Annotated in this window: 19 protein-coding genes and 1 tRNA gene; 10 read left to right on the top strand and 10 right to left on the bottom strand. The window is 62.0% G+C overall.

Features of this window, described 5'->3' with window-relative positions:
* Window positions 1-101: 101 nt before the first annotated feature.
* From JQ603_RS11100 to JQ603_RS11070, 8 genes are all read right to left on the bottom strand, one after another.
* A complete protein-coding gene (locus JQ603_RS11100) occupies window positions 102-1,337 on the bottom strand; it encodes an ABC transporter substrate-binding protein (protein WP_212339418.1) in 1,236 nt (411 codons plus the stop codon).
* 39 nt (window positions 1,338-1,376) lie between these two features.
* Complete coding sequence (locus JQ603_RS11095) at window positions 1,377-2,858, bottom strand: ATP-binding cassette domain-containing protein (RefSeq protein ID WP_212339417.1); 1,482 nt, start codon at window positions 2,856-2,858, stop codon at window positions 1,377-1,379.
* Window positions 2,858-3,784, bottom strand: a complete 927-nt coding sequence (locus tag JQ603_RS11090) for a branched-chain amino acid ABC transporter permease (RefSeq protein WP_212339416.1) — start codon at window positions 3,782-3,784, stop codon at window positions 2,858-2,860. The genes JQ603_RS11095 and JQ603_RS11090 overlap by 1 nt, the downstream gene beginning before the upstream one ends.
* 1 nt (window position 3,785) lies before the next feature.
* Window positions 3,786-4,661 carry a branched-chain amino acid ABC transporter permease gene (locus JQ603_RS11085; protein WP_212339415.1) on the bottom strand — a complete coding sequence of 292 codons (876 nt, stop codon included), beginning with the start codon at window positions 4,659-4,661 and terminating at the stop codon, window positions 3,786-3,788.
* 99 nt (window positions 4,662-4,760) lie between these two features.
* Window positions 4,761-4,895, bottom strand: a complete 135-nt coding sequence (locus JQ603_RS38285; RefSeq protein ID WP_283817422.1) for a hypothetical protein — start codon at window positions 4,893-4,895, stop codon at window positions 4,761-4,763.
* Between the two features lie 386 nt (window positions 4,896-5,281).
* Entirely contained in the window at window positions 5,282-6,379 is a 1,098-nt protein-coding gene (locus tag JQ603_RS11080; protein ID WP_212339414.1) for an NAD(P)/FAD-dependent oxidoreductase, read from the bottom strand.
* A gap of 58 nt (window positions 6,380-6,437) precedes the next feature.
* Window positions 6,438-7,559 carry a D-alanine--D-alanine ligase family protein gene (locus JQ603_RS11075; RefSeq protein WP_245003548.1) on the bottom strand — a complete coding sequence of 374 codons (1,122 nt, stop codon included), beginning with the start codon at window positions 7,557-7,559 and terminating at the stop codon, window positions 6,438-6,440.
* A 119-nt stretch (window positions 7,560-7,678) separates the two neighbouring features.
* The gene (locus JQ603_RS11070) at window positions 7,679-8,902 is read right to left on the bottom strand and encodes an SMP-30/gluconolactonase/LRE family protein (protein WP_212339413.1); all 1,224 of its coding nucleotides are present in this window, start codon (window positions 8,900-8,902) and stop codon (window positions 7,679-7,681) included.
* 276 nt (window positions 8,903-9,178) lie between these two features.
* Between JQ603_RS11070 and JQ603_RS11065 the strand changes: the two genes are divergently transcribed.
* The 5 genes from JQ603_RS11065 to JQ603_RS11045 all read left to right on the top strand — a co-directional run bounded on the left by JQ603_RS11065 (window position 9,179) and on the right by JQ603_RS11045 (window position 13,863).
* Entirely contained in the window at window positions 9,179-9,442 is a 264-nt protein-coding gene (locus JQ603_RS11065) for a hypothetical protein (RefSeq protein ID WP_212339412.1), read from the top strand.
* 577 nt (window positions 9,443-10,019) lie between these two features.
* On the top strand, window positions 10,020-11,582 hold the full coding sequence (locus JQ603_RS11060) for a 2-isopropylmalate synthase (RefSeq protein WP_212339411.1): 1,563 nt from the start codon (window positions 10,020-10,022) through the stop codon (window positions 11,580-11,582).
* Window positions 11,583-11,797: 215 nt separating this feature from the next.
* A complete protein-coding gene (locus JQ603_RS11055; protein ID WP_212339409.1) occupies window positions 11,798-12,799 on the top strand; it encodes a TRAP transporter substrate-binding protein in 1,002 nt (333 codons plus the stop codon).
* 210 nt (window positions 12,800-13,009) lie between these two features.
* Entirely contained in the window at window positions 13,010-13,618 is a 609-nt protein-coding gene (locus tag JQ603_RS11050) for a Spy/CpxP family protein refolding chaperone (protein ID WP_212339408.1), read from the top strand.
* A gap of 169 nt (window positions 13,619-13,787) precedes the next feature.
* Window positions 13,788-13,863: transfer RNA gene (locus tag JQ603_RS11045), tRNA-Lys, on the top strand.
* 186 nt (window positions 13,864-14,049) lie between these two features.
* Here the strand turns inward: JQ603_RS11045 and JQ603_RS11040 are convergent.
* Entirely contained in the window at window positions 14,050-15,564 is a 1,515-nt protein-coding gene (locus JQ603_RS11040; RefSeq protein WP_212339407.1) for a DUF2235 domain-containing protein, read from the bottom strand.
* A 190-nt stretch (window positions 15,565-15,754) separates the two neighbouring features.
* Here JQ603_RS11040 and JQ603_RS11035 point away from each other — a divergent pair, with 190 nt between their 5' ends.
* From JQ603_RS11035 to JQ603_RS11025, 3 genes are read left to right on the top strand one after another with little or no spacing between them, the layout of a single operon-like run.
* On the top strand, window positions 15,755-17,350 hold the full coding sequence (locus JQ603_RS11035) for a recombinase family protein (RefSeq protein ID WP_212339406.1): 1,596 nt from the start codon (window positions 15,755-15,757) through the stop codon (window positions 17,348-17,350).
* The gene (locus tag JQ603_RS11030) at window positions 17,347-18,201 is read left to right on the top strand and encodes a ParB/RepB/Spo0J family partition protein (protein WP_349630731.1); all 855 of its coding nucleotides are present in this window, start codon (window positions 17,347-17,349) and stop codon (window positions 18,199-18,201) included. The genes JQ603_RS11035 and JQ603_RS11030 overlap by 4 nt, the downstream gene beginning before the upstream one ends.
* Window positions 18,198-19,142 (top strand): plasmid partitioning protein RepB C-terminal domain-containing protein, encoded by a 945-nt coding sequence (locus tag JQ603_RS11025; RefSeq protein ID WP_212339404.1) that lies wholly within the window; start codon window positions 18,198-18,200, stop codon window positions 19,140-19,142. Before JQ603_RS11030 ends, JQ603_RS11025 begins: the two co-directional genes overlap by 4 nt.
* Before the next feature lie 171 nt (window positions 19,143-19,313).
* Here the strand turns inward: JQ603_RS11025 and JQ603_RS11020 are convergent, their stop codons facing one another.
* Window positions 19,314-20,594: a DUF2130 domain-containing protein gene (locus JQ603_RS11020; RefSeq protein ID WP_212339403.1), complete on the bottom strand. Its 1,281-nt coding sequence runs from the start codon at window positions 20,592-20,594 to the stop codon at window positions 19,314-19,316.
* Window positions 20,595-20,903: 309 nt separating this feature from the next.
* Between JQ603_RS11020 and JQ603_RS11015 the strand changes: the two genes are divergently transcribed.
* Entirely contained in the window at window positions 20,904-24,464 is a 3,561-nt protein-coding gene (locus JQ603_RS11015; protein WP_212339402.1) for an AAA domain-containing protein, read from the top strand.
* Window positions 24,461-26,200 (top strand): phospholipase D-like domain-containing protein, encoded by a 1,740-nt coding sequence (locus JQ603_RS11010; protein WP_212339399.1) that lies wholly within the window; start codon window positions 24,461-24,463, stop codon window positions 26,198-26,200. The genes JQ603_RS11015 and JQ603_RS11010 overlap by 4 nt, the downstream gene beginning before the upstream one ends.
* Window positions 26,201-26,203 lie beyond the last annotated feature (3 nt).

Below are 26,203 nucleotides of genomic sequence, written 5' to 3'. Positions count from 1 at the left end.
GCGGGCCAGTTACGTTCTGCACAAAGCGAAGGCCCGCCGCGGTCATGCGACGGGCCTTGCAGGGGTGTTTGGCTGCCGGCAGCGCGCCGGTGCCGGACCGATTACTGCGACAGCTTCACGAAGTTCGGAAACTTCATCTTGCCTTCGGCGATCTTCTCGGGCCAGACCACGACCTGCTTACCGTCCTGCCACTGGAAGACGAGGCCGGTGATCGTGCCCGGGCCGGACTTGATCCCATGGGTGAACTCGTCGTTCTTGCCGTAGAACTGGATCTGGCCGATCGTGCCCTCGTAGTCGGTCTTCTCGAGTTCAGTGACCATCTTGTCGGGATCGGTCGAGCCGGCGCGCTTGATGGCGTCGGTGATGATGTAGACCTCATCATAGGCGGTGTAGCCGGTATAGGCCGGCGGCGTGCCGAACTTGGCCTTGAAGGCGGCCGCGAACGGTTTTGTCTTGGAGGTCACGGCGACATCCGGAGTGGCCACCGCCAGCGACGGCACGCCGTCGGCAGCGCCATTGGTGTCCTTCCAGAAGGTCGGGCTCAATGCCTGCGCACTGATGCCGAACATCGGGATCGGCACCTGCTGGTTCTTCCACTGCACGGTCGGTTGCACGCCGACATGCGAGATGCCTGTCACGATCACGTCGGGCTTCTTGCCCTCGATGTTGTTGAAGATCGGCGTGAAGTCGGTGGTATCGGGCGAGAAGCGGACATGCTCGACCACCTTGAGGCCGGCCTTGGGCAGGCACGCCTCGTAGCCGACGTCGAGCGGCTTGGTCCAGGCGGCGTCCTCGCTCATGATCGCGACCGTCTTGAACTTGAGCTTGTCGACCAGGAGATCCTTGGCGGCGTCGCAGACGAGCTGGGCCTGCGCGGCCGAGGTCAAATAGCCGTGGAAGGTGTACTTGTTCTTCTCGTAGTCGTTGTGGATCGCCTTGGTGATCTCGTTCGAGGCCGCACCCGGCGTGATCAGCGGCATCTTCAGCCGGGCCGCCCAAGGCTCCAGCGCCAGCACGACTTCGGAGATGTAGCTGGCGATCACCGCGGAGACCTTGTCCTCGCTCACCGCGCGCTGGAAGGCGCGCACGGAATCGGCCGACGAGCTCTTGTTGTCATAGGTGACGATCTCGATCTTGCGGCCGAGGATGCCGCCCTTGGCGTTGATCTCGTCGGCGGCGATCTGCGCGCCGCCCGGCGTCGCCGCGCCCGCGATCGACTGGACCTCGGCGATGACGCCGATCTTGATCGGATCGTTCGACTGCGCGTAGGCGGGGGTGGCGAGGCACAATGCCAGCGCGGAGGCGAGGAAGCTGCCGCCGAGAACTGAAGGTCGCATGGTCGTTTCCTTTCTATGTTTTTTGTTGATGTCGAGGACTTACAGAAAATCGGCGCCGGCTTCGCTGGCGAAGCGGCCGGGATCGCCCTCCCAGACGATCCTGGCATGCTCCAGCACATAGACGCGGTCGGCGTGCGGTAGCGCGAAGGTGACGTTCTGCTCGCCGAGCAGCACCGTGATCGCCGTGGTCTGCCGCAGCTTGGTCAGCGCCTTGGACAATTGCTCGAGGATGACGGGCGCAAGGCCGAGCGTCGGCTCGTCCAGGATCAGGATCTGCGGCTGCATCATCAGCGCGCGGCCGATCGCGAGCATCTGCTGCTCGCCGCCGGAGAGCGTCTGCGCCATCTGGCCCTGACGTTCTTTCAGGATCGGGAACAGCTCGAACAGCCATGCGAGCTGCGCGGCGCGCTTGTCGTCGGCGAGGTGCTGGCCGCCGAGATCGAGGTTCTCCCGGACCGTCATCTCGCCGAACAGCTCGCGCGATTCCGGGCACTGCACGAGGCCGCTGCGGGCGATCTTCGCCGGGCTGGTGCCGCGCAGCTTCTCGCCACCGCGTATGATCTCGCCGCTATAGGGCAGGAAGCCGGAGATGGTGTTGAACAGCGTGGTCTTGCCGGCGCCATTGAGGCCGACCACGGAAACGAACTCGCCCTCGTGGACGTGGATCGAGACGTTCTCCAGCGCCTGCGCCTTGCCGTAGAACACGCTGACATTCTCGACCTGGAGCAGCGGCACCTTGTCCTTGAAGCTGGTCTCGGGACGCGCATGGGTCTCGATGGCGCCGCCGAGATAGACCCGGCGCACGGTCTCGTTTCGCATGACGTCCTCGGCCTTGCCGGTGACGATCTCCTCGCCGAGATACATCGCGAGGACGCGGTCGACGAGCGCGGCGACGCTCTTGACGTTGTGGTCCACCAGCATCACGGCGCGGCCGTCATCGCGGAAGCTGCGGATCAGGTCGGAGAAGATGTCGACCTCGGCCCGTGTCAGGCCGGCAAAGGGCTCGTCCACCAGCACGACCTTGGGATCGCGCGCAATGGCTTTGGCGAGTTCGAGCCGGCGGAGGTCGGCGAAGGGCAGCGTCGGCGGGCGGCGGTTCATGACATTGCCCAAGCCCACGCGTTCGGCGATCCATTTGGCGCGCTCGACCAGCGCCTTGTCCGGAAACAGCATGAACAGGCTGTCCGGCAGCAGCGCCACCATGATGTTCTCCAGCACAGTCTGCCGGTTCAGCGGCCGCGAATGCTGGAACACCATGCCAAAGCCCCTGCGCGCGATCTTGTGCGCGGGCAGGCCGGCGACGTCCTCGCCCTCGAAGATCACTTCGCCCGAGGTCGGGCGCTCGATGCCCATCACGCTCTTCATCGCGGTCGACTTGCCCGAGCCGTTCGGCCCGATCAGGCCAAAAATCTCGCCGCTGTTGACCTCGAAGCCGAGGTTCTTCACCGCGGTCAGGCCGCCGAAACGCTTGGTCAGGCCGCGGACTTCGAGCACGGCCCGGTTTGAAAGCCTCATATCCATCACGAGCGAGCCTCGCGCGAGAGGGCCGCCCCTAAGAAGCCGCCGGGGAAGAACAGCACGACGAGCAGGGCGACCGCCGAGACGATGAAGGTCGCGAGCTCGCCGGTCGGGCGCAGGAACTCGCCGGCGACGATCAGGAAGATCGCGCCCAGCGCCGCGCCGAGCACGGTGCGCCGGCCGCCGAGCACGGCCGAGACGATCACGTTGACGCCGACCGCGACGTCGACGACGGTGCCGACCGAGGCGGTGCCGAAATAGAACACCAGCAGCGCCCCTGATAACCCAGAGAAGAACGCGCTGACGATGAAGGCGGCGAGCTTGTGCTTGACGATGTTGAAGCCGAGCGCGCCGGCCTGTACCGGGTCCTGGCCGCTGGCCTGCAGCACGAGTCCAACCGGCGATTGCGAGAGGCCGTAGAGGATCGTGGCCGAGATGGTCATGAAGCCGAGCGCGATCCAGTAATTGGTGCCGGCATTGATGCTGATGACGTCGGGGATGGTGAGCCCGATCTCGCCGCCGGTGAGATCGGCGAACACGACGATGAAGTTCTGCAGCATCAACACCGCGACCAGCGTGGTCAGGCCGAAATAGGGCCCGCGCACCCTGAGCGCCGGCAGCGCCAGCACCAGGCCGGCGACGACCGAGGCGAGGGCGCCGAGGACGATGCAAGGGTAAACCGACCAGCCGAACTGGGCGTTGAGGATGCCGGCGGTGTAGGCGCCGACGCCGATCAGAAAGGTCGGGCCGAAATTGACCTCGCCGGCGAAGCCGAACAGCAGGTCCCAGGCCATCGCGAACACGCCGAAATAGAAGGCGACGGTGAGCAGGCCGAGCACGTAGCCGGAGACATAGAGCGGCAGCGTGGCCGCGATGATGACGAGCGCCAGCGAGATGAAGAACAGGCGCGAGGTGAAGAAGTTGGACATCTCAGCGCCTCCCCAGAAGGCCCTGGGGCCGGATGTACATCACGAAGACGAGCAGCAGCAGCGCCGGGATGGTGCGGTAGGCCGGCGAGACCAGATAGGCCGTCAGCGTTTCGAGATAACCGACCACGAAGGCCGCGATCAGCGAGCCGGAGACACTGCCGAGGCCGCCGAGCACGACGATCGAGAACGCGCTCGCGGTCAGCGGTCCGACGCTGTAGGAGCTGACGCCCAGGAACATGCCGAGCAGCACGCCGGCGATGCCGGCAAGGATGCCGTAGATCGCCCAGACCACGATGTAGATGTTGGTGAGCTCGAGGCCGAGCAGCGTCACGCCACGCGGGTTCATCGAGGCCGCCAGCACCGCCTTGCCGGTGCGGGTGCGGTTCACCAGAAGCCACAGCAGCGCGATCACGAGGCAGCAGACGATTGCCGTAAATATCTCATTGCGCGGCGTGCGGACGCCGAGGATCTCGACCACGCCCTCGACGATCGGCAGCACGGTCTTGGCGTTGTTGGTGAAGAAATAGGCGATCAGCTCCTGGATCATGATGCCCCAGAGCAGTGTTCCCGTGAGGACGAAGATCTCCTTCTCCTCGTTCGGGATGCGCCGGGAATCCTGGATCGGTTTCACCACGGCGAAATAGGTGGCAAACGCCGTGAGGAGGGCGACCGCGACGCCGATCAGCGCGCCGGCATAGGTGCCGACCCCGAGGATGCTCGCAGCGGCCCAGGCGGCGACGGCTGCCGCCACCATAATGGCACCGTGAGAAAGGTTGAGGACGCCCGAGACGCCGAAGATCAGCGTGAAGCCGGTGGCACCGAGAGCGTAGAGTGCGCTGATGGCAAAGCCATCGATCAAGATCTGGAAAGCTCGCATAGATGATTGGCCAGGCAGACGAGCTGCCTCCTTGAGGGAAGGTGCTGTGTGGAGCGCATGTGAACGCTTCCGAGCTTCATGCCCGGAGAGCAGTCCCGATCAGCCTGTGATGGGTTCGATGAGGCTCGGAGGCCAGACGTTGGCCTTTGCGCCGGCCTTCGCGACGTGCTTCGGCACGCCGGTCGCGGTCATGCCGCACGCTATACGCAACGCAACAGAGAGTCGTTTCTTCATGTTGTTCTCTCCCTTTGAACAGGCCTCTTGTGAGCCATTGTGTCGCGACTATACCGGCGGAGAGTTTCTCGGCAAGTGAAACTGCATTCAGGATTGTGAGAGGCGGACTAAAGTCTAGCGCTTGCGCGTTTTGTGGGCGGGAAAAGATGCGCGACGCTCATTGCGCGCACAGGCATGCAGATTCCGTCGATGGGCATGCGTGAGCATCAACGGCTGCGAGCGATCGCCGATTGGCGAGCCGCGACGTCGTCGAGAGCTTCAGCGTGCTTGCAGCTTCCGTAGCCCGGATGGAGCGAAGCGCAATCCGGGGTTCTCACCAACGGGCACTGAGGTCCCGGATTTCGCTTCGCTCCATCCGGGCTACAAGAAAGCGAAATGTGGGCGTTTCAGCGTGCTTGCAGCAGGGATGGATCGAGCGGCGCAAGCCGGGCCGGATCGAATGGCGACAAATCAACCTCGCGCGTTGCGCCTTCAGTGATCAACTCCGCCAGCGCTTCTCCGGTGGCGGGTGCGTTGAGAATGCCCCAGACATTGTGTCCGGTCGCAACATAGAGACCTTCGCTGTGCGGCACCTTGCCGATCAGCGGCAAGCCGTCCTCCGTCACGGGGCGGAAACAGGCCTGCTGCGCGATGATCCTTTCGGGACGGAACAGCGGCGACAGCCGCTCCGACATGCTCTGCAGCCGCCCGATCGCATCAACGTCCGGTGTCACGGCGGCGGGATCGAGCGGCAGCGGCGCGATGTCGGACAGGGCGGTGATGTGCGTGCTGCCGTCGGCGCGCGGGAAGACCTCGATCGAGACCGTGCTGCCGTCTTCCTCATACTCCAGGAATAACGCATCGGCCGGCACCTCGGAGACGGTGTCGTACACGATGCTCGGGCTGCGCTGGCCGTAGACGGCCGGCAGGCTCATCCACTGCGCCGCGAGCAGCGACCATGGCCCCATCGCGATCACGACGGCATCCGCCGCGACGACGCGACCTTCGACCTCGACACCCCTCGCACGATCGCCGTCGCGCACGATGCCGGTGATGCGTCCAGCGCGAAGCGTGGCTCCTTGCGCGAGCGCAGCGTCCATCACGGCCGACGTGAACTTGCGGGGATGGACGATCGCGGTCGTCTTCGCCGTGCCGATGCGTTGTGTGATGACGACACCGTCGCGGAGCCAGCCGAGTGCGGATGGTGCACGCCGCCGCGCGTCGCCGTCGGAAGCAACGAAACCGCTATAGGCGGTCATCGGTCGATAGCCCCAATTGCCCGCGATCTCCTCCGGCAATTGCGCGTGAAGCGCAAAGCTGCGCCGCGCGAGCGCGTCGAGCGGCGTGCCGGCGCACCAGTCCCGGGCCAGGAAGCCGCCGGCCTTGCCGGAGGCGGCGGCCGCGACCTCGGTTCGCTCCACGACGGTCACGTCGATGCCGCGGCGGCGCAGGAAATAAGCGGTACAGGCCCCGATCACGCCGCCGCCGCAGATCACAACGCGCATGGTGTCTTCCCTGGCTCGCGTCAATTCCTGGAGCGCTTAGCTCCCGAGCGGAAACAACCTAGCTCGCGTAACCCCGTTCCAGCGATTGACGCTGCCGGTGCCGGTCCAGCGCCAGCTCGACGAGGCGGGTCAGCAGCTCGCCATACGGCACGCCCGAGGCTTCCATCATCTTCGGGTACATGCTGATGGAGGTGAAGCCGGGCAGGGTGTTGATCTCGTTGAAGCAGAACTCGCCGCCCTGCCGGTCGAGGAAAAAGTCGACGCGCGCGAAGCCGCTGCATTCGAGCGCCGCGAACACCTGCGTTGCCAGCGACCGGACGCGCTCCATCTGTGCTGCGTCGAGGTTGGCGGGAAGGTCGACCCGGGCGCCGTCGGGATCGAGATACTTGGCCTCGTAGGAATAGAACTCGTGATGGGCATTGGGATTCAGCTCGCTGGCGAGGCTCGCGAACAGCGTCTCGCCCTCGAGCACGGCGACCTCGATCTCGCGTGCGTCGATGCCCTGCTCGACCAGCACCTTGACGTCATAGCGAAACGCATCGTCGAGCGCCGCTCCGAGCGCCTCCCAAGTCTTCACCTTGTGAATGCCGACGCTGGAGCCCATGTTGCACGGCTTGACGAACACCGGGAGGCTCAGTCCTTCGGCCGCCTTCGCAAGAGACGTGGACCGGTCCTGGACGAAGGCCTTGCGGGTGAGCACGCGATAGGGCGCGACCGGAATGCCCGCGAATTCGGCGAGCCGCTTGGCGACGTCCTTGTCCATGCTGACGGCGGAGGCGAGAACGCCGGATCCGACATAGGCGACGTCGGCCAACTCCAGCAGGCCCTGCACGGTGCCGTCCTCGCAAAGCGGTCCGTGGATGACCGGAAAGACGACATCGATATCGAGCGGGTCCATTGTTCCGGCGTAAATCGGCACGAGAGCGACGCGTCCATCAGGTTCTCTGGCGAGCCGTACCTCCGGCGCCTCATGCAGGATCGGCAAAGACACCGTATGCGCCTGATCGAGCGTGTGAAGGTCGTTCCATTGCCACCGACCCTCCTTGTCGATGGAGACCGGGATCACCTCGAAGCGGGTGCGGTCGAGATGCCTGAATACGGAGGCCGCCGATTTCAGCGAGACCTCATGCTCACCGGACCTGCCGCCATAGAGAACCACAACGCGAATTTTTTCTGCCATGGCTCAATTATCACGCGCCCGGTCTGGAAGTCACCTCTGTTGCCCCGGTTGGTGCGTCGATCATAACAGTTCGGCGCCGGCGAGGCCCGCCGGCGCCGTGTCGTGAAGCCCGCTGCGCTTCAGCCCGGCCCCGCGCCCTGCGTCGCCGTATACACCGCATAGAGCGACTGGCTCGCGGCCATGAACAGGCGGTTGCGCTTGGGCCCGCCGAAGCAGACGTTGCCGCAGACTTCCGGCAGGCGGATGCGTCCGAGCAGCTTGCCTTCCGGCGACCACACCGTCACGCCGCTGTAGCCGACGGCGCGGCCGGCATTGCTGGAAGCCCAGAGATTGCCGTTGACGTCGCAGCGCAGGCCATCGGGCCCGCACTTCACGCCGTCGATCACGCAATCGCTGAACTTCTTCAGGTTCGAGAGCTTGTTGTCCGTGCCGACGTCGAACACGAAGATCTCGCCTTTGCCGCCGGGGCCGGCGTCGCCGGGTCCCTTGCCCGTCGAGGCGATGTAGAGCTTCTTGTAGTCGGGCGAGAAGCACAGCCCGTTCGGATCGGGCACCTGGTCCTCGGTGACGACGAGATCGATGCGGCCGGAGGGATCGATGCGATAGCAATTGGTCGGCAGCTCGCGCTTGCCCGGTGTGAAGCCGGCCGGCTGTCCGATGCGCGGATTGAGCTTGCCGCCCGCATTGCTCGGGCCGCCCGCGACGTCAGGCTCGCCTTCGTAGAGCTGTCCGCCATAGGGCGGATCGGTGAACCAGTAACTGCCGTCGGGATGCGCCGCGATGTCGTTCGGCGAGTTCAGCCGCTTGCCTTGATAGGAATCCGCCAGCACCGTGGCGGTGCCGTCATGCTCATAGCGCGTCACCCGGCGCGTCAGGTGCTCGCAGGAGAGCTGGCGGCCCTGGAAGTCGAAGGAGTTGCCGTTGGAGTTGTTGGAGGGCGAGCGGAATACGCTGACGCGGCCGTCGTCCTCGGTCCAGCGCATTTGCCGGTTGTTGGGAATGTCGCTCCACAGCAGATACCGGCCCTGTGCGCTCCAGGCCGGGCCCTCGGCCCAGAGCAGGCCGGTATAGAGGCGCTTGATCGCGGTGTTGGGCTGCGCGAGATCTTCGAAGGACGGATCGACCGCGATGATGTCGGGGTCCCAGAAATAGGTGGTCGGCGCGCCATTGGGGCCGAAATCGCGCGGCGGCGTGGTGATCGTCGTCGGCGGTGCGGCAGGGCCGGTCTGGGCCAGCGCGGGGCCGGCTATCGTGGCCGCGGCGCCGAGCGCCAGTCCCCGGACAAGTGTTCGTCGTGAAAGCGCAGCATCCTGCTCCTGCTCAGGAGCCTCCTGGCGTGTCATCGCGTCCTCCCGGTCATGTTTGGCTGGCCGGTTGATCCGGCCGAGCGAGGCGAAGGTTAGTCCGGTCCGCGTCCGGTTGCGAGGGGCAGGTTCGCAGCCTCCGCGCGATGCCGCGAGATCGCCGCAACATCGCCGCATTGCGGGCTGTTCGAGCTGCAAGGCGACAATTCGCCTCGCCCGCGAGCTGTTAACCGGGGCCGGTTTTGGGACCTGTCAAGCCTTGACCTCGCGCGCGATGCTGGCAGAACGTCCCCGGGGTCAACGCCGGAGTTCATTGTGTTAGCCGTTGTTGCACTGGTCATTGCGCTCGCCGTCGCGTTCGCCGCGGGCTATTTCACCCGCGATCGTGTCTCCCGCCAACGTCGGGCGGAGGCGCAGCGCTGGCGCGAATATAGCGAGCCGGGCTGGTTGCGCGCCGCCGCGCCCGCGAACACCAATGAGGCTGCGAATTCCAACGCAGTCGCGAAGGTGGCCACCGGCGAACTCGGCCAGATGCTGGATCGCTGGGAGAGCAGGGCCCGCGCCCGCCGCGCGGGATAGTTTGACATTGCTCCCAGTTCGGATCGGGCGAAGCATGATCCGGGGGCGTTGCATCAGGACGCGGACGCTACCGCGAACTCTCCTACATCACCGTCACCCCGAGGTGCGCGGCCCCTGCGGCGCGACAGAGCGCAGGGCAAGCCTCGAAGGATAACGGGGCTAATAAGGACGCTTGCTGAAGGGACGCGATCTGAGGCGGCGCGATCGACCTCCAACCAGGTCAGCCTTCCTGACCATCTTTTGGCGTTGCAGTTGCGGCCATTTCTCGTCTAGAAACAGGCCGATCGAGCCTCCCGGCAACCAACCGTCAACGGTTTTGACCGAGGATTTGAGGGCTCAAAAGGGTCTGGCAATGCTGATTCGCGGCCAAATCGATGGGATTTCGAAGGAGGTGGCTCCGGCCGCCGCCACGATCCCGGCCGCGCTGCCCACCCTCCTTCTTGGCGGGCTTCTTCTTAGCTGCCCCTGAGGGCCGGCTGGGCGCAACGCGCCTGGGCGCTCAGGGGCTGGTCGAGATCACCGGACACCTCAGGCGCCCTGCAGATTGAACGGCGCTAAAGCTCAAAAGGAATTTGAAATGGCCACCGTGAACAAGTCCGAGAAGGACCGCGTCATTATTTTCGACACCACGCTGCGCGACGGCGAGCAGTGCCCCGGCGCCACCATGACCTTCGAGGAGAAGCTCGAGGTCGCCGAGCTGCTGGACGATATGGGCGTCGACGTCATCGAAGCCGGCTTCCCGATCACCTCGGAGGGCGACTTCCAGGCGGTCAGCGAGATCGCCCGCCGCTCCAAGAACGCCGTGATCGCCGGGCTGTCCCGTGCGCACCCGGCCGATATCGATCGCTGCGCCGAAGCCGTGAAATTCGCCAAGCGCGGCCGCGTCCACACCGTGATCGCGACCTCGCCGCTGCATATGCGGGTGAAGCTGAACAAGACCCCGGAGCAGGTGATCGAGACTTCGGTCGCGATGGTCGCGCGCGCCCGCAACCAGATCGACGACGTCGAATGGTCGGCCGAGGACGGCACCCGCAGCGAGATGGATTTTCTCTGCCGCATCGTCGAAGCCGTGATCAAGGCCGGCGCCACCACGGTGAACATTCCCGACACCGTCGGCTACACGGTGCCGGAGGAATACACCCACTTCATGAAGACGCTGATCGAGCGCGTGCCGAACTCCGACAAGGCGGTGTTCTCGGTCCATTGCCATAACGACCTCGGCATGGCCGTGGCGAACTCGCTGGCCGGCATCACCGGCGGCGCGCGCCAGGTCGAGTGCACCATCAACGGCATCGGCGAGCGCGCCGGCAACGCTGCGCTCGAAGAGATCGTGATGGCGATCAACGTCCGCAACGACAAATTCCCGTACTGGAACAAGATCGACACCACGCAGCTGACCCGCGCCTCGAAGGTGGTGTCGGCGGCGACCTCGTTCCCGGTCCAGTACAACAAGGCGATCGTCGGACGGAACGCGTTCGCGCATGAGAGCGGCATCCACCAGGATGGCGTGCTGAAGGACGCGTCCACCTACGAGATCATGCGGCCCGAGATGGTCGGCCTGAAGCAGTCCTCGCTGGTGCTCGGCAAGCACTCCGGCCGCCACGCTTTCGTGCACAAGCTGGAGGAGATGGGCTACAAGCTCGGCCCGAACCAGCTGGAAGATGCGTTCACGCGGATGAAGGCGCTCGCCGACCGCAAGAAGGACATCTACGACGAGGACATCGAGGCGCTGGTCGACGAGGAGATGGCGGCTTCGCACGACCGCATCAAGCTGACCTCGCTGACCGTGATCGCCGGCACCCATGGCCCGCAGCGCGCGACCATGAAGCTGGACGTCGACGGCCAGATCAAGATCGAGGAAGCCGAGGGCAATGGTCCGGTCGATGCGGTGTTCAACTGCATCAAGCGCCTGGTGCCGCACGAGGCCAAGCTCGAGCTGTACCAGGTCCACGCGGTGACCGAAGGCACCGACGCGCAAGCGGAGGTCTCGGTGCGGCTGTCGCATGACGGCCGTTCGATGACGGCGCGCGCGGCGGACCCGGATACGCTGGTGGCCTCGGCCAAGGCCTATCTCGGTGCGCTCAACAAGATCGTCATGAAGCGCCAGCGCGACACGGTGACGACGGCGGCGGCGAGCTGAAGGTCACGTTCCGGATGAAACGGTGGAAACGCGGTGCCCTCGGCACCGCGTTTTTCGTTGAGCGCCGCGGCTTCTTCCCGGATACCGCATTTTTGCAGGGAGACCCCTGCTAAGGGGCAATGGCGCCCCAGCCTGCTTCCCTATAATGCTGCCTCCAAAGAATTTAAGGCTTGGGGCCGGCGGTCCGCGCCCCACAAAAGCGTAGTGGAGGAAGCATGCGGAAACTCATTTGGGCTGCAGCATCGATTGCGGCTTTGGCGCTGACCGGGCCGGCAACGGCGCAATCGCCGATCATCATCAAGTTCAGCCACGTCGTCGCCACCGACACGCCGAAGGGCAAGGGCGCGGAGAAATTCAAGGAACTCGCCGAGAAGTACACCGGCGGCAAGGTCAAGGTCGAGGTCTACCCGAACTCGACGCTCTACAAGGACAAGGAAGAGCTCGAGGCGCTCCAGCTCGGCAGCGTGCAGATGCTGGCGCCGTCCAACTCCAAGTTCGGCCCGCTCGGCATCCGCGAGTTCGAGGTGTTCGATCTGCCCTACATCCTGCCCGACCTGAAGACGCTGCGGAAGGTGACGGAAGGCCCGCTCGGCGCGCGCCTGCTCAAGCAGCTCGAGCCCAAGGGCATCACCGGACTTGCCTATTGGGACAACGGCTTCAAGCAGATGAGCGCCAACAAGAAGCTGGTGACGCCCGCCGACTATCAGGGCGTCAAGTTCCGCATCCAGTCCTCGCGCGTGCTGCAGGCCCAGTTCAAGACGCTCGGCTCGCTGCCGCAGGTGATGGCTTTCGGCGAGGTCTACCAGGCACTGCAGACCGGCGTGGTCGACGGCCAGGAGAACACCTGGTCGAACATCTATACCCAGAAGATGCACGAGGTGCAGAAGTACATCACCGAGACCAATCACGGTTACATCGGCTACGTCGTGATCGTGAACAAGAAGTTCTGGGACGATTTGCCGGCCGATATCCGCGACCAGTTGTCGAAGGCGATGAAGGAAGCCACCGACTTCAACAACGCGCAGTCGCAGAAAGAGAACGACGACGCGCTCGCGGAGATCAAGAAGAGCGGCAAGAGCGAGATCATCAAGCTCACGGGCGAGCAGGACGAGGCGATGCGCAAGGCGATGGAGCCGGTCTACAAGGACGCCGCGAGCCGCGTCGGCCAGCCGCTGATCGACGAATTCCTGAAGGAAGCGAAGAGCACGACGAACTGACTGGCGTGACGCGTGGATATATAATGCATGAACAAAGGGCTTCCGTGCCGGCACGGAAGCCCTTTCTGTTGCAAATCGTTTCAGTATGCATCTGAACAGGCGTTCACGGCAGTTACATCTCTGTTAGAACGGCTTCCCTGTCCAAGTTGTAAGTTGCGCGTCAGCCTCCTCGCGCTCATCCTCACGGCATCCTTCCAGAGGAGGTACGTCATGAGGAAGTTCACCATCGCCGCCATCGCCGTGCTCAGCATCGCCGGCTCGGGCGCGGTCTATGCCCAATATCATCGTCCGTGGATGGAGCACTTCCGCCACATCCGCATGAACCCGGAGGATCGCGCCGCTTTCGTCGATGCGCGGATCGCCGCCGTCCATGCCGGGCTGAAGCTCAACGCCGATCAGGAGAAGCTGTGGCCGCCGGTCGAGGCCGCCGTGCGCGACTTCGCCAAGCTGCGCATCGATCGCGCCAATGCGCGCATGAATGCCGGCCCGGGTGACGCAAGCAGGGATGCCGACAAACCGGACGATCCGATCGCCCGCCTGCGCCAGCGCGCCGAGGACATGGGCGCCAGTTCCGCGGCCCTGAAGAAGATCGCCGATGCCGCCGATCCGCTCTACAAGACCCTCGACGAGGGCCAGAAGCGGCGCCTCGCCGTGCTGACCCGCCACCGCGGCCCGTTCGGCGGCGGCGAGGACGGCCCGCCCCGTCACTTCATGGAACGGGGCATGGACCGGATGATGGAGAGGGGCATGGAGCACTTCCGCCGCGACCGTTTCGACCGCGATGGCGGCCCGGACCGGGACCGCGAGGGCCGGCTCTGAGCGAGTACGGGATTTCCCGGGGATTAATCTTGGCGAAGCCGCTGGAATCCAGCGGCTTTTCGCTTCTTGTGGACTGTGGAAGAACCTTGGAAAACATGCGCCACATCGCTTGCCATCCCCGGATCGCTTTGCTAAACGACCGGCCTCGCAAGGCTTTGACTGGCCTTTCGGGCGCATAGCTCAGTTGGTAGAGCAGCTGACTCTTAATCAGCGGGTCCCAGGTTCGAGCCCTGGTGCGCCCACCAAGTCTTTCAATGACTTACCCTCGCGAACCGTTTGAGACGACCGAACTAAAACGGTTTTTCAAACGGTGTTTTTAGCGGCCGACCTGCGAGTCCACTCGCGGCATTGTGAACTACTCTACTAGTCACGGCGGAGGCGAGGGCGACGTGAAGAGCGGCCGACAGAACCGCTTCCTTGTTGTTTCTGGGTCAGAGCCGCCCGACATAGCCGGCATTTTCCCACTTCTGTTCGATGTCATCGGCGACGCATTGGGGCGGTTGCGTAGAGCTTCCGTCGAAGTAATGCTTGAAGTCGACGTGTATCCGCATGTTGTCCGGCCTATAGGCGGCCTTGCGGTCGTAGAGCAGAACCGATCCTGCTTCAAAGCGCCGATAGACCGATTTATGCATCGGTGATCTCGACTCCTCAGTCTCGGGATCGACGGGAAGATCGCGAAATCCCGCCTTGAGGAAGCCACCCGCCTGCTCATTGTGCTGGGGGCCGGCGGGATCGGGTGACAGCCGTAGGACACTGCCGTCGTGTTTCAGGCCGGCCGGGATGAGCGAAGCTCCGGCGAGCAGCCAGTTCAGCGCCACATCCGACAAGCGGGCCTCGTTTTCCAGATAGCCGCCGCCGACATCAGCATGCACGCCCGGAAACCAGACCTGCTCGAAATAGAGGTTGCCGTGCGCGTCGCGTACGTCCTGCTTCTCGGCCGTGGGCGACCAACCGACGCGCTTGAAGTCCGCGCGGTTCTCGTCGATCGAGATCGCATGCTTGGCATAGCCGACATTTGGATTCAACGTCGTGTCGTAGAACTTGTGCTTAGGCGGGGCGAAATGCGCGGTCCGGAGGCGCTTCAAGAACCCGTAGCCAGGCAAGGATGGCGCGATCTTGAGATAGTTCATGAGAAAAACGATCAGGGCTGTGGCGACGCCGAGGTAACTCAGAATCCAAGCTCCCCATCCCGCCCATGGAAAGATCGGCTCAAGGAAGCCACCGAGCCAGTGCAGCCCGATCAGCAGCGCAATGCCGGAGGTCACGAGCGCCGTGCCGAGATATTTGTGGCCGAGGGCAGCGACCGTATCGAACACGCCGATGAAGTATGGAAGGACGTTCGCCCGCTCGGTGCCGTTGATGGTGGTTGCGCTACCGTACTGCCGTCTGAATTGTGCGGCGATCGCGTCTCGAGTCTCCAACAGAAACTGCCGGTACCCAAGGATCTTGCGCGAGTAGGATGGGCAGAATTGATAGACATCCTTGACGGCATGCTCGGCCAGCTTGTGGATGCTCTTTGGATCGCTGCGCAGGGGCGAGCCATCGGGCATATGGCGCGGGATGCCGCAATAGGTCATGACGCCGGAAACCGATCGCACAGTGTAGGCCCCGCGGCTGAAACCGATCAGAAAGACGCGGTCGCCTTCCTCATACAGAGCGATGATCGCGGCGTAGCAATCGACAATGTTCCGGGTGATCCCGAGGCCTGTCGCCATGCTGGCGAGGTTGTAGAGCCAGCGCATCCAGCCAATCTTGAAATGACCGCCGTCCGACGCCGAACCGAGACCGGCATCGTAGAAGGCGACCTGTTCGGATGGTTCGACCTTCGTGTCCGGGCCGACGCGGCAGGCGCGGTAGAGCTTGTAAACGTTCGTCCGCACTTCGTCGAAATTGATGCCGCCGGCCTGGCCTGTACCGTCGGAAAAGATCACAATATTCTTCGGCATTGCACACCGTCCCCCAAAGTGCGCCAAAGGCTAGTTAATATCATAGATTGCAGGTGCCGAAATGTGAGCTGGCCCACTTGCGCACAGTCCACAGGTAGTAATTGCCGCCGCATTTTGAGTCATCTAAGGCTCAACTCGCCGCGGTCGCGTAAACGGCTCGGTCGGTTTTGTGGCCTATCTTGAGGCTTGAGTGGCCCTGACCGATCCGTGGCGAGGTGCTGTCGTGTCCTACGAGATACCGATTGCATCCGGTCGTTCTATGCTGCCAACGCGGGCGGCGCAGTATGTCCGCATGTCCCGGGACAGTCAGCGCTATTCGACGGCAAACCAGGCCGAGGTGATCGCGACCTACGCCCGAGATCGCAACATTACCATCGTTTGTACCTATGCCGATGAAGGCCTCAGCGGCCTTGCCATTCACTGGCGCGATGGCCTCAAAGCATTGATTGCCGATGTCGAGTCTGGGCATGCGGAATTTGACTGCGTGCTCGTCTACGACGTCACCCGCTGGGGCCGTTTTCAGAATCTCGACGAAAGCGCCTATTACGAGTTCATGTGCCAGCGGGCCGGCATTACCGTGCACTACTGTGCCGATGAATTCGAGAATGATGGCAGCCTCGCTTCGTTCATGCTCAAGAACAATAAGCGGTTCAATGCCGCCGACTTCAGCCGGCAACTTTCCAAGAAGGTCTTCCTCGGCCAATCGCGCGTCACCCGCATGGGCTTCTGGCGCGGCGGCATGCCCGGTTACGGTCTCAGACGCCAGTTGCTTGATGAGACCGGGGTCGTAAGAACGACGCTCGAATACGGTCAGAAGAAATATCTCCAGACTGACCGCATCAAGATCATTCATGGCCCGGACCGGGAGGTCGAAACCGTTAGGCGCATCTTCACGTCCTTCGTGTCGGAAGGAAAATACCTTGGAGAGATCGCCTCGGAGCTGAATGCCGAGCAGATCAGGACGACGCGTGGTCTGCGCTGGAACGGTGAGACCGTCGGCAAGATCCTGGGGAACGAAGCCTACATCGGCAGCCTCATCTACAACCGGTCATCCTACAAGCTGAAACAGCGCCGCGTCGTCAACCCGCGCGATATGTGGATTAGGCACGACAAGGCCTTTCCGCCCGTGATCGCGCCCGAGCTCTTCACCAAGGCACAGGAGATGATGCGCACGCGCCGTCAGCAACGGACCGATCAGGAGGCCATTGATCGCCTTGCCGCCCTTGGGCGCGAGAAAGGACACCTGACGACCGCCATCATCGCCGCCGCCGACGATATCCTCTCGGCGGAAAGCTACCGGCGGCGCTTTGGCTCCCTAGTGGCTGCCTACGAACTAGCCGGCTATCAGCCCGAGCCACGCCAGCGCCTAGCCGAAACGGCAGATAAGTATCGGACACTTCTTGCCCGGCTTGCCGAAAAAATTGTCGAGCAGGTCAACAGGCTGGGTGGCCGAGCGATGATCGGCCCGGACCGGCTTCTATGCGTAAACGATGAATGCCGTATCTCGCTTGGCTCAGCGCGGGCGGTGAATTACTTCTCGGACCGGGTTCGCTGGCGGATCCACGCCGACCGCAAGGCGAATTCCGACCTGTCGCTCATCGTCCGAATGGATGCGTCCAACACAGAGATCGTTGCCTATTACCTGCTTCCGAGTAGCGACCTTGCCGAGACGAAGGTGAGGGTGCTCCGGCTGTCGAATCCGGTGTTTGCGCAGGCCTGCCGTTATGATGGCCTCGAGGCGCTGTGCCGCGTTTGTGCCGGATGGGACGAGAGGAGCTCGGCGTGAAACGCAGCCGCAAGGTCGTTTCGGTCCCGATCTCCACCATCAAGGTGTTGAATTCGCGCGACCGCAATCGTGCGCGATTCAAAGAGCTTGTGCGAAGCATTGGCGCGCTGGGCCTCAAGCGCCCCATCACGGTGAGCAAGCGGGGAGGTGCCTACGACCTCGCATGCGGCGAGGGTCGGTTGGAGGCCTTCACGGTCCTGAAGCAAACCAACATTCCGACTATCCTGACCGAGGCCTCGGTTGAGGACTGTATCCTGATGAGCTTGATTGAGAATATCGCCCGGCGCCGACATTCACCCGTTGAGCTCGTCAATGAAATCGGCCGGCTGGCAAAGCAGTATACGGCGGCGGACATCGCGGCAAAACTCGACGTCAGCCCGGACTACGTCCGGGGCATCACCTATCTGCTCAAGCATGGCGAAGAACGTCTCGTAAGTGCTGTCGAACGTGGCATCATCCCGCCCACGCTCGCCGTCCAGATCGCCAAGGCCAAGACTACGAAGCTGCAAGGCGCACTTCTCGAGGCTTACGTCAGCGAACACCATACCAGCCATCAGATTGCAAAAATGCGTAAGCTGGTTGAGCAGCGTCACCGAGGCGCAATGAAGGAGCAATATGCCGACGAGCAGATCAATTCGGCAGCCCTCGTTCGGGCCTACAGGCAGGAAGTCGGCCGCCAGCAGCTCGTTTCTCGGAAGGCCGACCTTGCCCACGGACGGCTTACTTTCATCGTCAATGCACTGAAGAAGCTTCTGAGTGAGCGCATGTTCGCGTCGCTTCTGCGTCAGGAGTCATTGGACAAGCTTCCGTTGCCTGTCTTGCGGCGGATTTCTTCGGTGGAGAAGTCATGACCGAGAATAGGGTCCGTTCAGCCTTCGAGGACGACCTGCTGATCCTTCCGCTTGCATCCCTGCTGCCGACCAGACAAGTAACGGATGTCATCCGCAATTCGCCGAAATACAAAGCGATCGCTTGTTCCATCGAAGAAGTCGGTGTCATTGAACCGCTCGTCGTCTATCGCAATCCTGATGAGTGCCGCCGATATCTGCTGCTAGACGGCAGCCTGAAGCGGGACATTCTGCTCGCTAGGGGAGTGAGGGAAGCCGAGTGCCTGCTCGCGACTGACGATGAGGGGTTTACCTATAACAAGCGCGTCTCCAGGCTTGCGATTGTACAGGAGCATTTCATGATCCTGCGGGCCATCCAGCGCGGCGTTTCGGAGCAGAGGATTGCTAAGGCATTAAACGTCGATATCGCACATATCAAACGCCGCCGACTTATGCTGAGGGGCATCTGCCCGCTAGCCGTCGATCTGTTGCGCGACAAGTCGGTCAACCCGGTCACGTTCGATACGTTGCGCAAGATGAAGCCCGTCCGCCAAGCCGAGGCCTGCCAGTTGATGGTTTCCGCATCGAACTATTCGTCCGCCTATGCTAAGGCCCTGCTCGCTGCCACGAAGGATGCCGAACGCGTCAGACCCGCGCGACCCGTACAACCAGCCGTGATCACTTCGGCGGATCTCGCCCTGATGGAGCGCGAATTGAAGAGTGTGCAGAACTCAATGAAGGCCGTCGAAGCATCTTATGGCCGGGACATGCTCGATCTGGTGGTTGCGGCGCGATACGTGGCGCGCCTGCTCGCGAACCGAAAGATTGCCAAGTATCTCGACGATAACCATCCCGAAATCACGAAGGAGTTTGAGGCCGTCGCGTCGGCGGTCCTCTCGGATTCCGTTCATCATCCGGCCTCACGAATGAAGAGTTCCTCCCATGAGGAAACGATCGCGGGCTAGAGTGGAAGCGTAAGCCGTCTGTGCATTGTCAAGCAGGTGTCGTTTACAGTGCAAGCGATCTTTGAGGCAATTATTGAAGGCAATCTTCGTTTGCCTTGCTCCTGATAGGGAAGATCGATCGTTCATCTAACTCGCTCCACAGCGGTGGAAGGGTGTTTTATGTGGTTTTCGCTAGGCGGCTTTGCCTTCTAACATCGGCGGCTCATCAATGGCGGCAATCTCGGGCATTGCCTGACCCATAATGCCTTGTAGATCGCCAACCATGCCGACCGTTGACTCGATCATTGCGCTGACCTGGGCCTCGCGCTTGGCCCAGTTCTTCATCATAAACTTTCGCTCTTTGTCGATATCCTCGCGCATATCCTTGAAACGCTCAACAACGGCTTCAATTCGCTGTTTGAACCGCGGGCCTGTCAAATATTGATAGACCTGTTCAGCTTTGGATTGTTGACCAGCTTGTGACGTACGCGCGTTTGTGACTTCCAAAAGCCCATGGCGAAGAGTCAACGCTACTGGTATAGCACAGCGGGGATGGGCGACGTAGACACCATCGATCAAGTCGAAAGTCTCGACTCCTTTGGGCAGAGCCGTAGAGATTATCAGCGCGACATCGGCATTAGCTGCGCGCTTGTTGTCGCGCAGTTTCGGAAGCCAGCCGTCAGACCAGTTCTTCGTGTTCTTGAGCTCCCAAAGAATAATGCCGGCGGGTGAGCCGATCTGCCCGTTGATTGTGTGAACGATGTCTCCGCCTGTCTCACCCTTCGCGACAGGTTCAATTAGGTCGAGCGGAAACCTACCTCGGAGAAGGCCCTCAAGCTCAAGCTCAAAGGCTTCGCCCTGCGTCTGTTGCGAGCCTTGTTCAAGCTTGCGTTTCAGTTCCTCAACGGTACGCCCTAGCGAGTCGATCTGCGCGTCCTTTTGCGAGACCTGCGACTTTAGCTCATCGGTCACGTCTTGGCGCGCTTTCGCGACAAGGTCGGCCTGGCTCGCTTGCACGCGCTTCTCGATGGTGACCTCCAGCTCGCGTGCCTTTTCGTCCAATTCCCGCTGTTTACGGAGAGCCCCTGCCTGGGCCTGTTGAGCCTCGGCCAACTTGGCGTTCCGTGCTTCAAGCAGCTGCTCGCTTTCAGCTAGCCGCTGCTTCATCGCGTTCAGATCTTCTGCGACTTGCTCTCGTGCCTTCTTGGCCTCGGCGGCGACAACCTGCTTCCGCTCGACCTCAAGACGCCGATTGATCTGCTCATCGATGCTCTCTCGTTCCTTCGCAAGCTCATCCTGTTGCTGCCTCAACTGGTCGGCCTTACGGGCAAACTCGGCTTCCAGCGCAACGAGCTTCTCGTGAAATCCGCGTCGTTGAGCCTCAAGCAGGGGAGCCGCAATAGACTCCGTCAGCGCAATCTGATGGCTGCACTTGGGGCAAACGATGTGAGGCTCCTGGACGTGGCCGCTCATGCCGAATATTATCCTGTTCGCTGTTTGTTCCATTGTGGATCAAGGCAATCCGATGGTCAACGGTCTCGCGAGGTGATCCCCAGAAATGAAGCGTCAAGCAGGGCGGCCGAGCGCTGAAGTCCTTCAAAAATAAGCGTTTCTCGAACCGCTGGCCTGTGGACGGTGGAACGCTGCGGTGGAGGACCCCGCGAGTGAACTTGCCATCGCTCGAGTTGTGGATCGCAACCGGCGGTAGGGATTCTCCCTCTTGAACGCGACACGCGAAAAGCCCGATAAAGCAGGATCTCTGCGGCTTTCCGGATCCAACAAATGGCAGCAAGAAGAAGTAGCTCGAAGTCGTTCTTGGGCGCGTACCGCATCGAGCGCGATCCGCTGCTCGGTTCGAAACCGACTCTCGGTAGGCCAGGTCTTCAGCCTGCGCTAGATCCCGACGGCCGAAGCGTACTTGTCAAGTTCTGGGACCGCGCCGGCAAAGGACGCGATGCTGACTTGGAACAAATCTGGCGGAGCGAGATCCGCCAGTTGCAGCGCCTGGCTGCTGTCCCTCGCGCAGAAGAACTCTTCGTACCGATGGTGGCCAGTGGAGAGGACGACGAAGGCTTTTATCTGGTTCTCGATCCGGGCCAGACCGGTCCTCTCGAAATCTACCGAAGAGCGGCTTCGCAGCCCTCGGTGATGACGCAGTATCGTCTCCCTCGCAATCGACGACGTCTATGGGCCAATGCGAAACGTGCCGCGGAGGGGTTAGAGCTCCTCCACTCTCAAGGAGTGATTCACCGCAACGTCGACCCATGGGCGATCATGACGGCATTCGGGGACCAGCCTGATTTCCGACTGACCGGTTTCGAGTGGTCGATGAGACTCGCCGCTGCCGATCTACCGCTCTCGGGCCGCGAAACCACCGACGGCAGGGAGAACGTGGCCTCGTTCGGCAGAGATTGGACCAACTTGGGCATCTTGGTTGCCGAATTGGTTGGAGCGCCACTGGATCGGGTATCTGACCTCAGGCTCGTGCCGTCCGACATAGCCGAGCATCTTTCGGCCGCCGAAGGCAAACTTCTTCGCAGCATGATGAGGCTCGAGACCGCCGAGCGGCTCGACGGCGAAGAGATATGTCGACGCATGGACGACGTCGTTCTCGCGATCACCGCAGAGGCTGCGGGCAGGGAGGCAAAATCCGCAATCGCGCTGAGGCTGGGGCGGGGCTCGAAAATCGCTGAGATCATTCGTGGCGTTTCCGACAACGAAATCGAAATGGCCGACGAGCAATCGCAAATGGAATTCATCCAAGCGGACCTCTCGGCGGAGCCGTACTTCGTTCGAGTTCGACAGAAGCCAGGCGACGAACCTTCCTATGCCCTACTTGGCCAGGCGATGACCTATTGGCTAACGCCGTTCCGCGTAGCCGAATCCTCCGACGCCGCGGACTGGGAATTCGCGACCTGCGAGCGCGCTCAACGGGGTCGTTTGCCCTCCGACTGGATCGAAGGAAGCGTTGCCTTGGAGTGGAGTAGCTTGGATCTCGTCGATTCTCGTGCCGCTCGGGAAAGCTTTCCCCGCCGCAGGGGGAAGGTGGCCAGATGGAGTGATTACATCGGCCAGGCGGAGCCGAAGCAGTCCAAGAAGACCGATCTCGATCGGATGCACGGGGCCTTCTCGCTGCTGCTCGCCCTCGAGATGGCCTATGCGGCCGCGGATGTGTTTCCCGTCGAAGTGCCGGCGAGATCGGCGCGCGCACCGAGCGGCGAATCTTACACCCTCACAGTGTCGTCCAGATACGACCGTGCTCGCGCCGAGCTTTCGGATGCTCTGGCTCTTGAAGCGCCAGCGGTTCGGTTGACGAAGATGCTCGAGTCCGACGATCTGGTCCAACAGGAGGGCAGCTGGATCCTTACCGAGACCGGCGAACTTGGAGATCATACCGACGAGACGGAATGGCGCTTCTTGGATCGCAGCGAGGCGGAAGCGAGAGAGCGCTTGCGCTTCGACGGAGCGTCCCCCGCGGAGGCCACATCGGTTGCCTATCTTTCTCCGCCGGGTATGGCCGGACAGCTCGCCCAGTTCCGACGCCGGAGAAAGGCTCTAAAGGTCTTACGCGAGCACACTGAATTGCTTCGGATGCTGACCGACCCAAGATCGCGTATCGACGATAGCCACGATCCGCTGAACGAAAAAGAGGCTCGATTCAAGGAGCTCGACGAGTCCAAGAAAGGCGCGTTGCGCGAGATACTCTCGACGGTCCCGCTGTTCTTTCTTCAGGGACCGCCCGGCGTTGGCAAGACCTTTCTCGTCGGCGACATCGTCAAGCGACGGTTCGAGGATGACCCCTCGACGAGGATGCTCCTTTCCGCCCAAAGCAATGCGGCGATCGACCATCTGATGAAGGAGATCCAGTCCATCTTCGGGGATGGATCAGGCGTAGCGCCAGTGATGGTGCGAGCCCGCCCGGCGGACGATGATCCGTCCGACACCGATTTGGAAATCGATAGGCAAGCCGACCGGCACCTCCAGGCGCTTGCAAAGAGCCAGCTGGTCGCCGAAGCGAGCAGCGGCCTGCAGGAAAAGGTAATAGCACTTGCTCGCGCGAGAGAGGAACAGCAGGGCGGCCGCTCAAAGCGCCGCAATCGCATGAACGCGGAAGGGCGGGCTTTCGAGGGCATGATCCTACGATCCGCCAACCTGGTGTTCGCGACTACGAACTCAGCAGCCGTCGAACGTCTGATCGAGGAGCGGAGTCTATTCGATTGGACCATCGTAGAGGAGGCCGGCAAAGCGACGGGCGGCGAATTGCTGTCGCCGCTTCTGCTCTCTTACCGCCGCTTGATGATCGGAGACCACAAGCAGCTGCCTCCGTATAATGTCGAGCGGATGACACGCTTGCTCTCCGCGCCCGACAAGGTGAAGGCGGCTGTCGGAGCCGCACAGGAGTTGATTTCGCGCCATCTCAGGGACGCAGGGCTAGACGAACTCTTCGACGAGATCGAGGACGATAGCGACGATTTCGGTCGTCTCTGTTCTCAGACCCTCTCGATCCTCACGATGTTCGAATCGATGGTGGAAGAAGAATTCGCACGAAAGGCCAAAGCGCGTCGCGAATTCCGTCCTATCGCCAGGCGACTCGAAGAGCAGTACCGGATGCATCCGGCGATCGCGAAGATAGTCTCGGACTGCTTCTACGGCGGGGATCTTTCGACGAATACGAAGAAGGCCGAAGAATATCGGACCAAGAAGCCTCCGCTATCACTGAGCACGGGTGGATCGATACCGGACGCGCCGATTGTGTTCGTCGATATGCCCTTCGTGAGGGCCGCAAAAGGATACAGGGGCGGAGAGAAGGCGCCGCCTTGGTCAAATCCGGACGAAGTGAAGGCTGCTTTGGCGGTGCTGACCAACCTGCGAGCTCAGGAGGGATCGAAGCCGTCTCTAGCAGTACTTTCTCCTTATCGCGAACAAGTCCGTTCGCTGCGTGATGCGATCAACGCAAAGACGGCAGGGCTGGCGCATTTATCGTCGTTCAAGCCGGCCGTCGGCGACGGCGAGTTCTGCGGAACAGTCGATTCCTTCCAAGGCGATCAAGCCGACATCGTCCTTATCTCGCTGGTACGAAACAATGGCCATGGCGCGCCCGCGAAGGCCTTAGGCTTTCTCCGCGACGATCGGCGGATGAACGTGCTGCTGAGCCGCGCGAAGTGGAGGCTCGTTATGATTGGGAGCTTGGAGTTCTACCGAAATGTGGTGGACGTCGCTGAAGGCCTGCCGGAGTCGGATATTGGATTCATGAAGAAATTCCTCGCGGCGTTGGATGCAGCCAAGGACGACGGCGACGCGCAGATCGTGTCGTGGTCCGAATTACGCGGGGCTTCAGCATGAGCGTCGTGCAGGTTGCGATCCCGGTGCTTCGCGGCAGGCGCCGCTTCCATGTCGAAAAGGGAAAGCGTTGGAGCCTCATCGAGCATCTGATGCTCGAATCCGTCGCGCGGACGCCTGCGACAGCCGCCGATCTAGCTCAACGCTCGAGTCTTCCGCGACGGGTCGTCGTCGAGGCTTTCATCCGGCTCATGCGGGTGGGTTGGGTAGAATTGGCGGCGGGCAGCGATGGCCTTTCGTTCGTTGCGACCGAGAGTGGCCAAGCGCAGATCAAAAGTGGATCGCTGCAGGCGCCTACGGTAACCACGCCCCGCTGGATGGGTTTCCTCATCGATCAGGTCTCCGGCAGCGTCTTCAGGCGGTCCGAAATCGCCGCGCGCCATAAAAATGAACTCGCGAAGCTTGGCGAGAACTTGGTCTATCTTCAAAAGTCTCCCGATCACGACAAGGAGGACTTGGCCGAGCTATTCGCAGCCTTGGAGGGGGAGGACGAAGTCATCGTCCGCGTCGAAGCGAGCCCCGATCGTTTTCTCGAACGATTTGCCGTCGTGACGGTTGTGAACGACACGATCGAGGGCTTACCTGCGCGAGCAAACCCTGCTCTGCGAGAGGTGATTAGGTCGGCGGCTGCTCAGTCCCTGAAGAAGAGCGAGGCGAAGACGACAGTTTCCGTCGCTCCCGAACCCTTGCGCCCGTCTCCGGCCGCGGCGACTACGACCGCCCTGTTCGACCAGAATGATCTTTTGATCGACGCGCAGGATCACGCGTCCGCGCTCGACAGGGCCCTCGCGCAAGCTCGCGAGGAGGTCATAATTCACTCGACCTTCATCTCCGAAAAGTCCATCCCCGCGATATTGCCGAAGCTGGTCAGCGCTGCGTCGAAGGGAACACTTGTACGCGTCATGTGGGGACAGGATGACGACGGAACGAGCGTTTCCAGCTCGAGACGCGCCGTCTCGGCCCTCCAGCGCGCTATCGACGAGGCGGGGTGGGGCGGTCAAATCAGAATTCATTCGTTCACGACGAGATCGCATGCCAAGTTGCTCATCGCAGATGACGGAAGAGGGCAATGGTCGGCGATCGTCGGATCGTGCAACTGGTTGTCTTCCGACTTCGACAGCTTCGAATCATCCATCCGGGTCCGCGAACCTGCGCTGGTCGGTCAGTTGGTGCGACATCTCGCTTCAATGTCGCTCGGATCACCTGGCGTGTGGCATGAGTTTGCAACCGATCTAACGATCCTCGGCCGACGAATAGAGCTAATTCGGCGTCCGCCAGGTCGCACTGCGCGCATGAAGATACTGCTGGCTCCGGACCATGGCGCGCTCGTGCTCGAAGCGCGTGATTCCGCTGCGAGGAGAATCTTCGTCACTAGCCATCGCATTGGCATTGCAGGTCGGCCGATGATCATAATACCTGCTCTGGCCGCTGTCAGAGAGAGTCGTATCGAGGTTGGCCTATTCTACGGCCGGCCAACCGGGCCACTTTCTGGAATTGATGCCGCCGGCCTTACGCGTGAGCTCGCGAAACAAGGCATCGGTTTTCGACCGATTCACCAGCCGCGACTGCACGCAAAGATACTGGCTTGGGATGACGATAATCTGGCCGTTACAAGTCAAAACTGGTTGTCGGCGGATCCCTCGGATGTCGCTCGCCTGAGCGAGATCGGTGTATTCGTGGAGTCGAATCAGATCGCCGACTACCTCATCCGGCGATTTGAGCATGCGAGGAATGGTTGAAGT

The sequence above is a fragment of the Bradyrhizobium liaoningense genome (assembly GCF_018130825.1).
Lineage (GTDB): Bacteria > Pseudomonadota > Alphaproteobacteria > Rhizobiales > Xanthobacteraceae > Bradyrhizobium > Bradyrhizobium liaoningense_B.
This window is presented reverse-complemented; position numbering and strand designations above follow the sequence as displayed.

What these genes read in the sequence shown, in the direction of transcription:
- JQ603_RS11100 (WP_212339418.1), bottom strand. Translation starts at nt 1,337, where the DNA reads ATGCGACCTTCAGTTCTCGGCGGCAGCTTCCTCGCCTCCGCGCTGGCA.
- JQ603_RS11095 (WP_212339417.1), bottom strand. Translation starts at nt 2,858, where the DNA reads ATGGATATGAGGCTTTCAAACCGGGCCGTGCTCGAAGTCCGCGGCCTG.
- JQ603_RS11090 (WP_212339416.1), bottom strand. Translation starts at nt 3,784, where the DNA reads ATGTCCAACTTCTTCACCTCGCGCCTGTTCTTCATCTCGCTGGCGCTC.
- JQ603_RS11085 (WP_212339415.1), bottom strand. Translation starts at nt 4,661, where the DNA reads ATGCGAGCTTTCCAGATCTTGATCGATGGCTTTGCCATCAGCGCACTC.
- JQ603_RS38285 (WP_283817422.1), bottom strand. Translation starts at nt 4,895, where the DNA reads ATGAAGAAACGACTCTCTGTTGCGTTGCGTATAGCGTGCGGCATGACC.
- JQ603_RS11080 (WP_212339414.1), bottom strand. Translation starts at nt 6,379, where the DNA reads ATGCGCGTTGTGATCTGCGGCGGCGGCGTGATCGGGGCCTGTACCGCT.
- JQ603_RS11075 (WP_245003548.1), bottom strand. Translation starts at nt 7,559, where the DNA reads ATGGCAGAAAAAATTCGCGTTGTGGTTCTCTATGGCGGCAGGTCCGGT.
- JQ603_RS11070 (WP_212339413.1), bottom strand. Translation starts at nt 8,902, where the DNA reads ATGACACGCCAGGAGGCTCCTGAGCAGGAGCAGGATGCTGCGCTTTCA.
- JQ603_RS11060 (WP_212339411.1), top strand. Translation starts at nt 10,020, where the DNA reads ATGGCCACCGTGAACAAGTCCGAGAAGGACCGCGTCATTATTTTCGAC.
- JQ603_RS11055 (WP_212339409.1), top strand. Translation starts at nt 11,798, where the DNA reads ATGCGGAAACTCATTTGGGCTGCAGCATCGATTGCGGCTTTGGCGCTG.
- JQ603_RS11050 (WP_212339408.1), top strand. Translation starts at nt 13,010, where the DNA reads ATGAGGAAGTTCACCATCGCCGCCATCGCCGTGCTCAGCATCGCCGGC.
- JQ603_RS11040 (WP_212339407.1), bottom strand. Translation starts at nt 15,564, where the DNA reads ATGCCGAAGAATATTGTGATCTTTTCCGACGGTACAGGCCAGGCCGGC.
- JQ603_RS11025 (WP_212339404.1), top strand. Translation starts at nt 18,198, where the DNA reads ATGACCGAGAATAGGGTCCGTTCAGCCTTCGAGGACGACCTGCTGATC.
- JQ603_RS11020 (WP_212339403.1), bottom strand. Translation starts at nt 20,594, where the DNA reads ATGAGCGGCCACGTCCAGGAGCCTCACATCGTTTGCCCCAAGTGCAGC.
- JQ603_RS11015 (WP_212339402.1), top strand. Translation starts at nt 20,904, where the DNA reads ATGGCAGCAAGAAGAAGTAGCTCGAAGTCGTTCTTGGGCGCGTACCGC.
- JQ603_RS11010 (WP_212339399.1), top strand. Translation starts at nt 24,461, where the DNA reads ATGAGCGTCGTGCAGGTTGCGATCCCGGTGCTTCGCGGCAGGCGCCGC.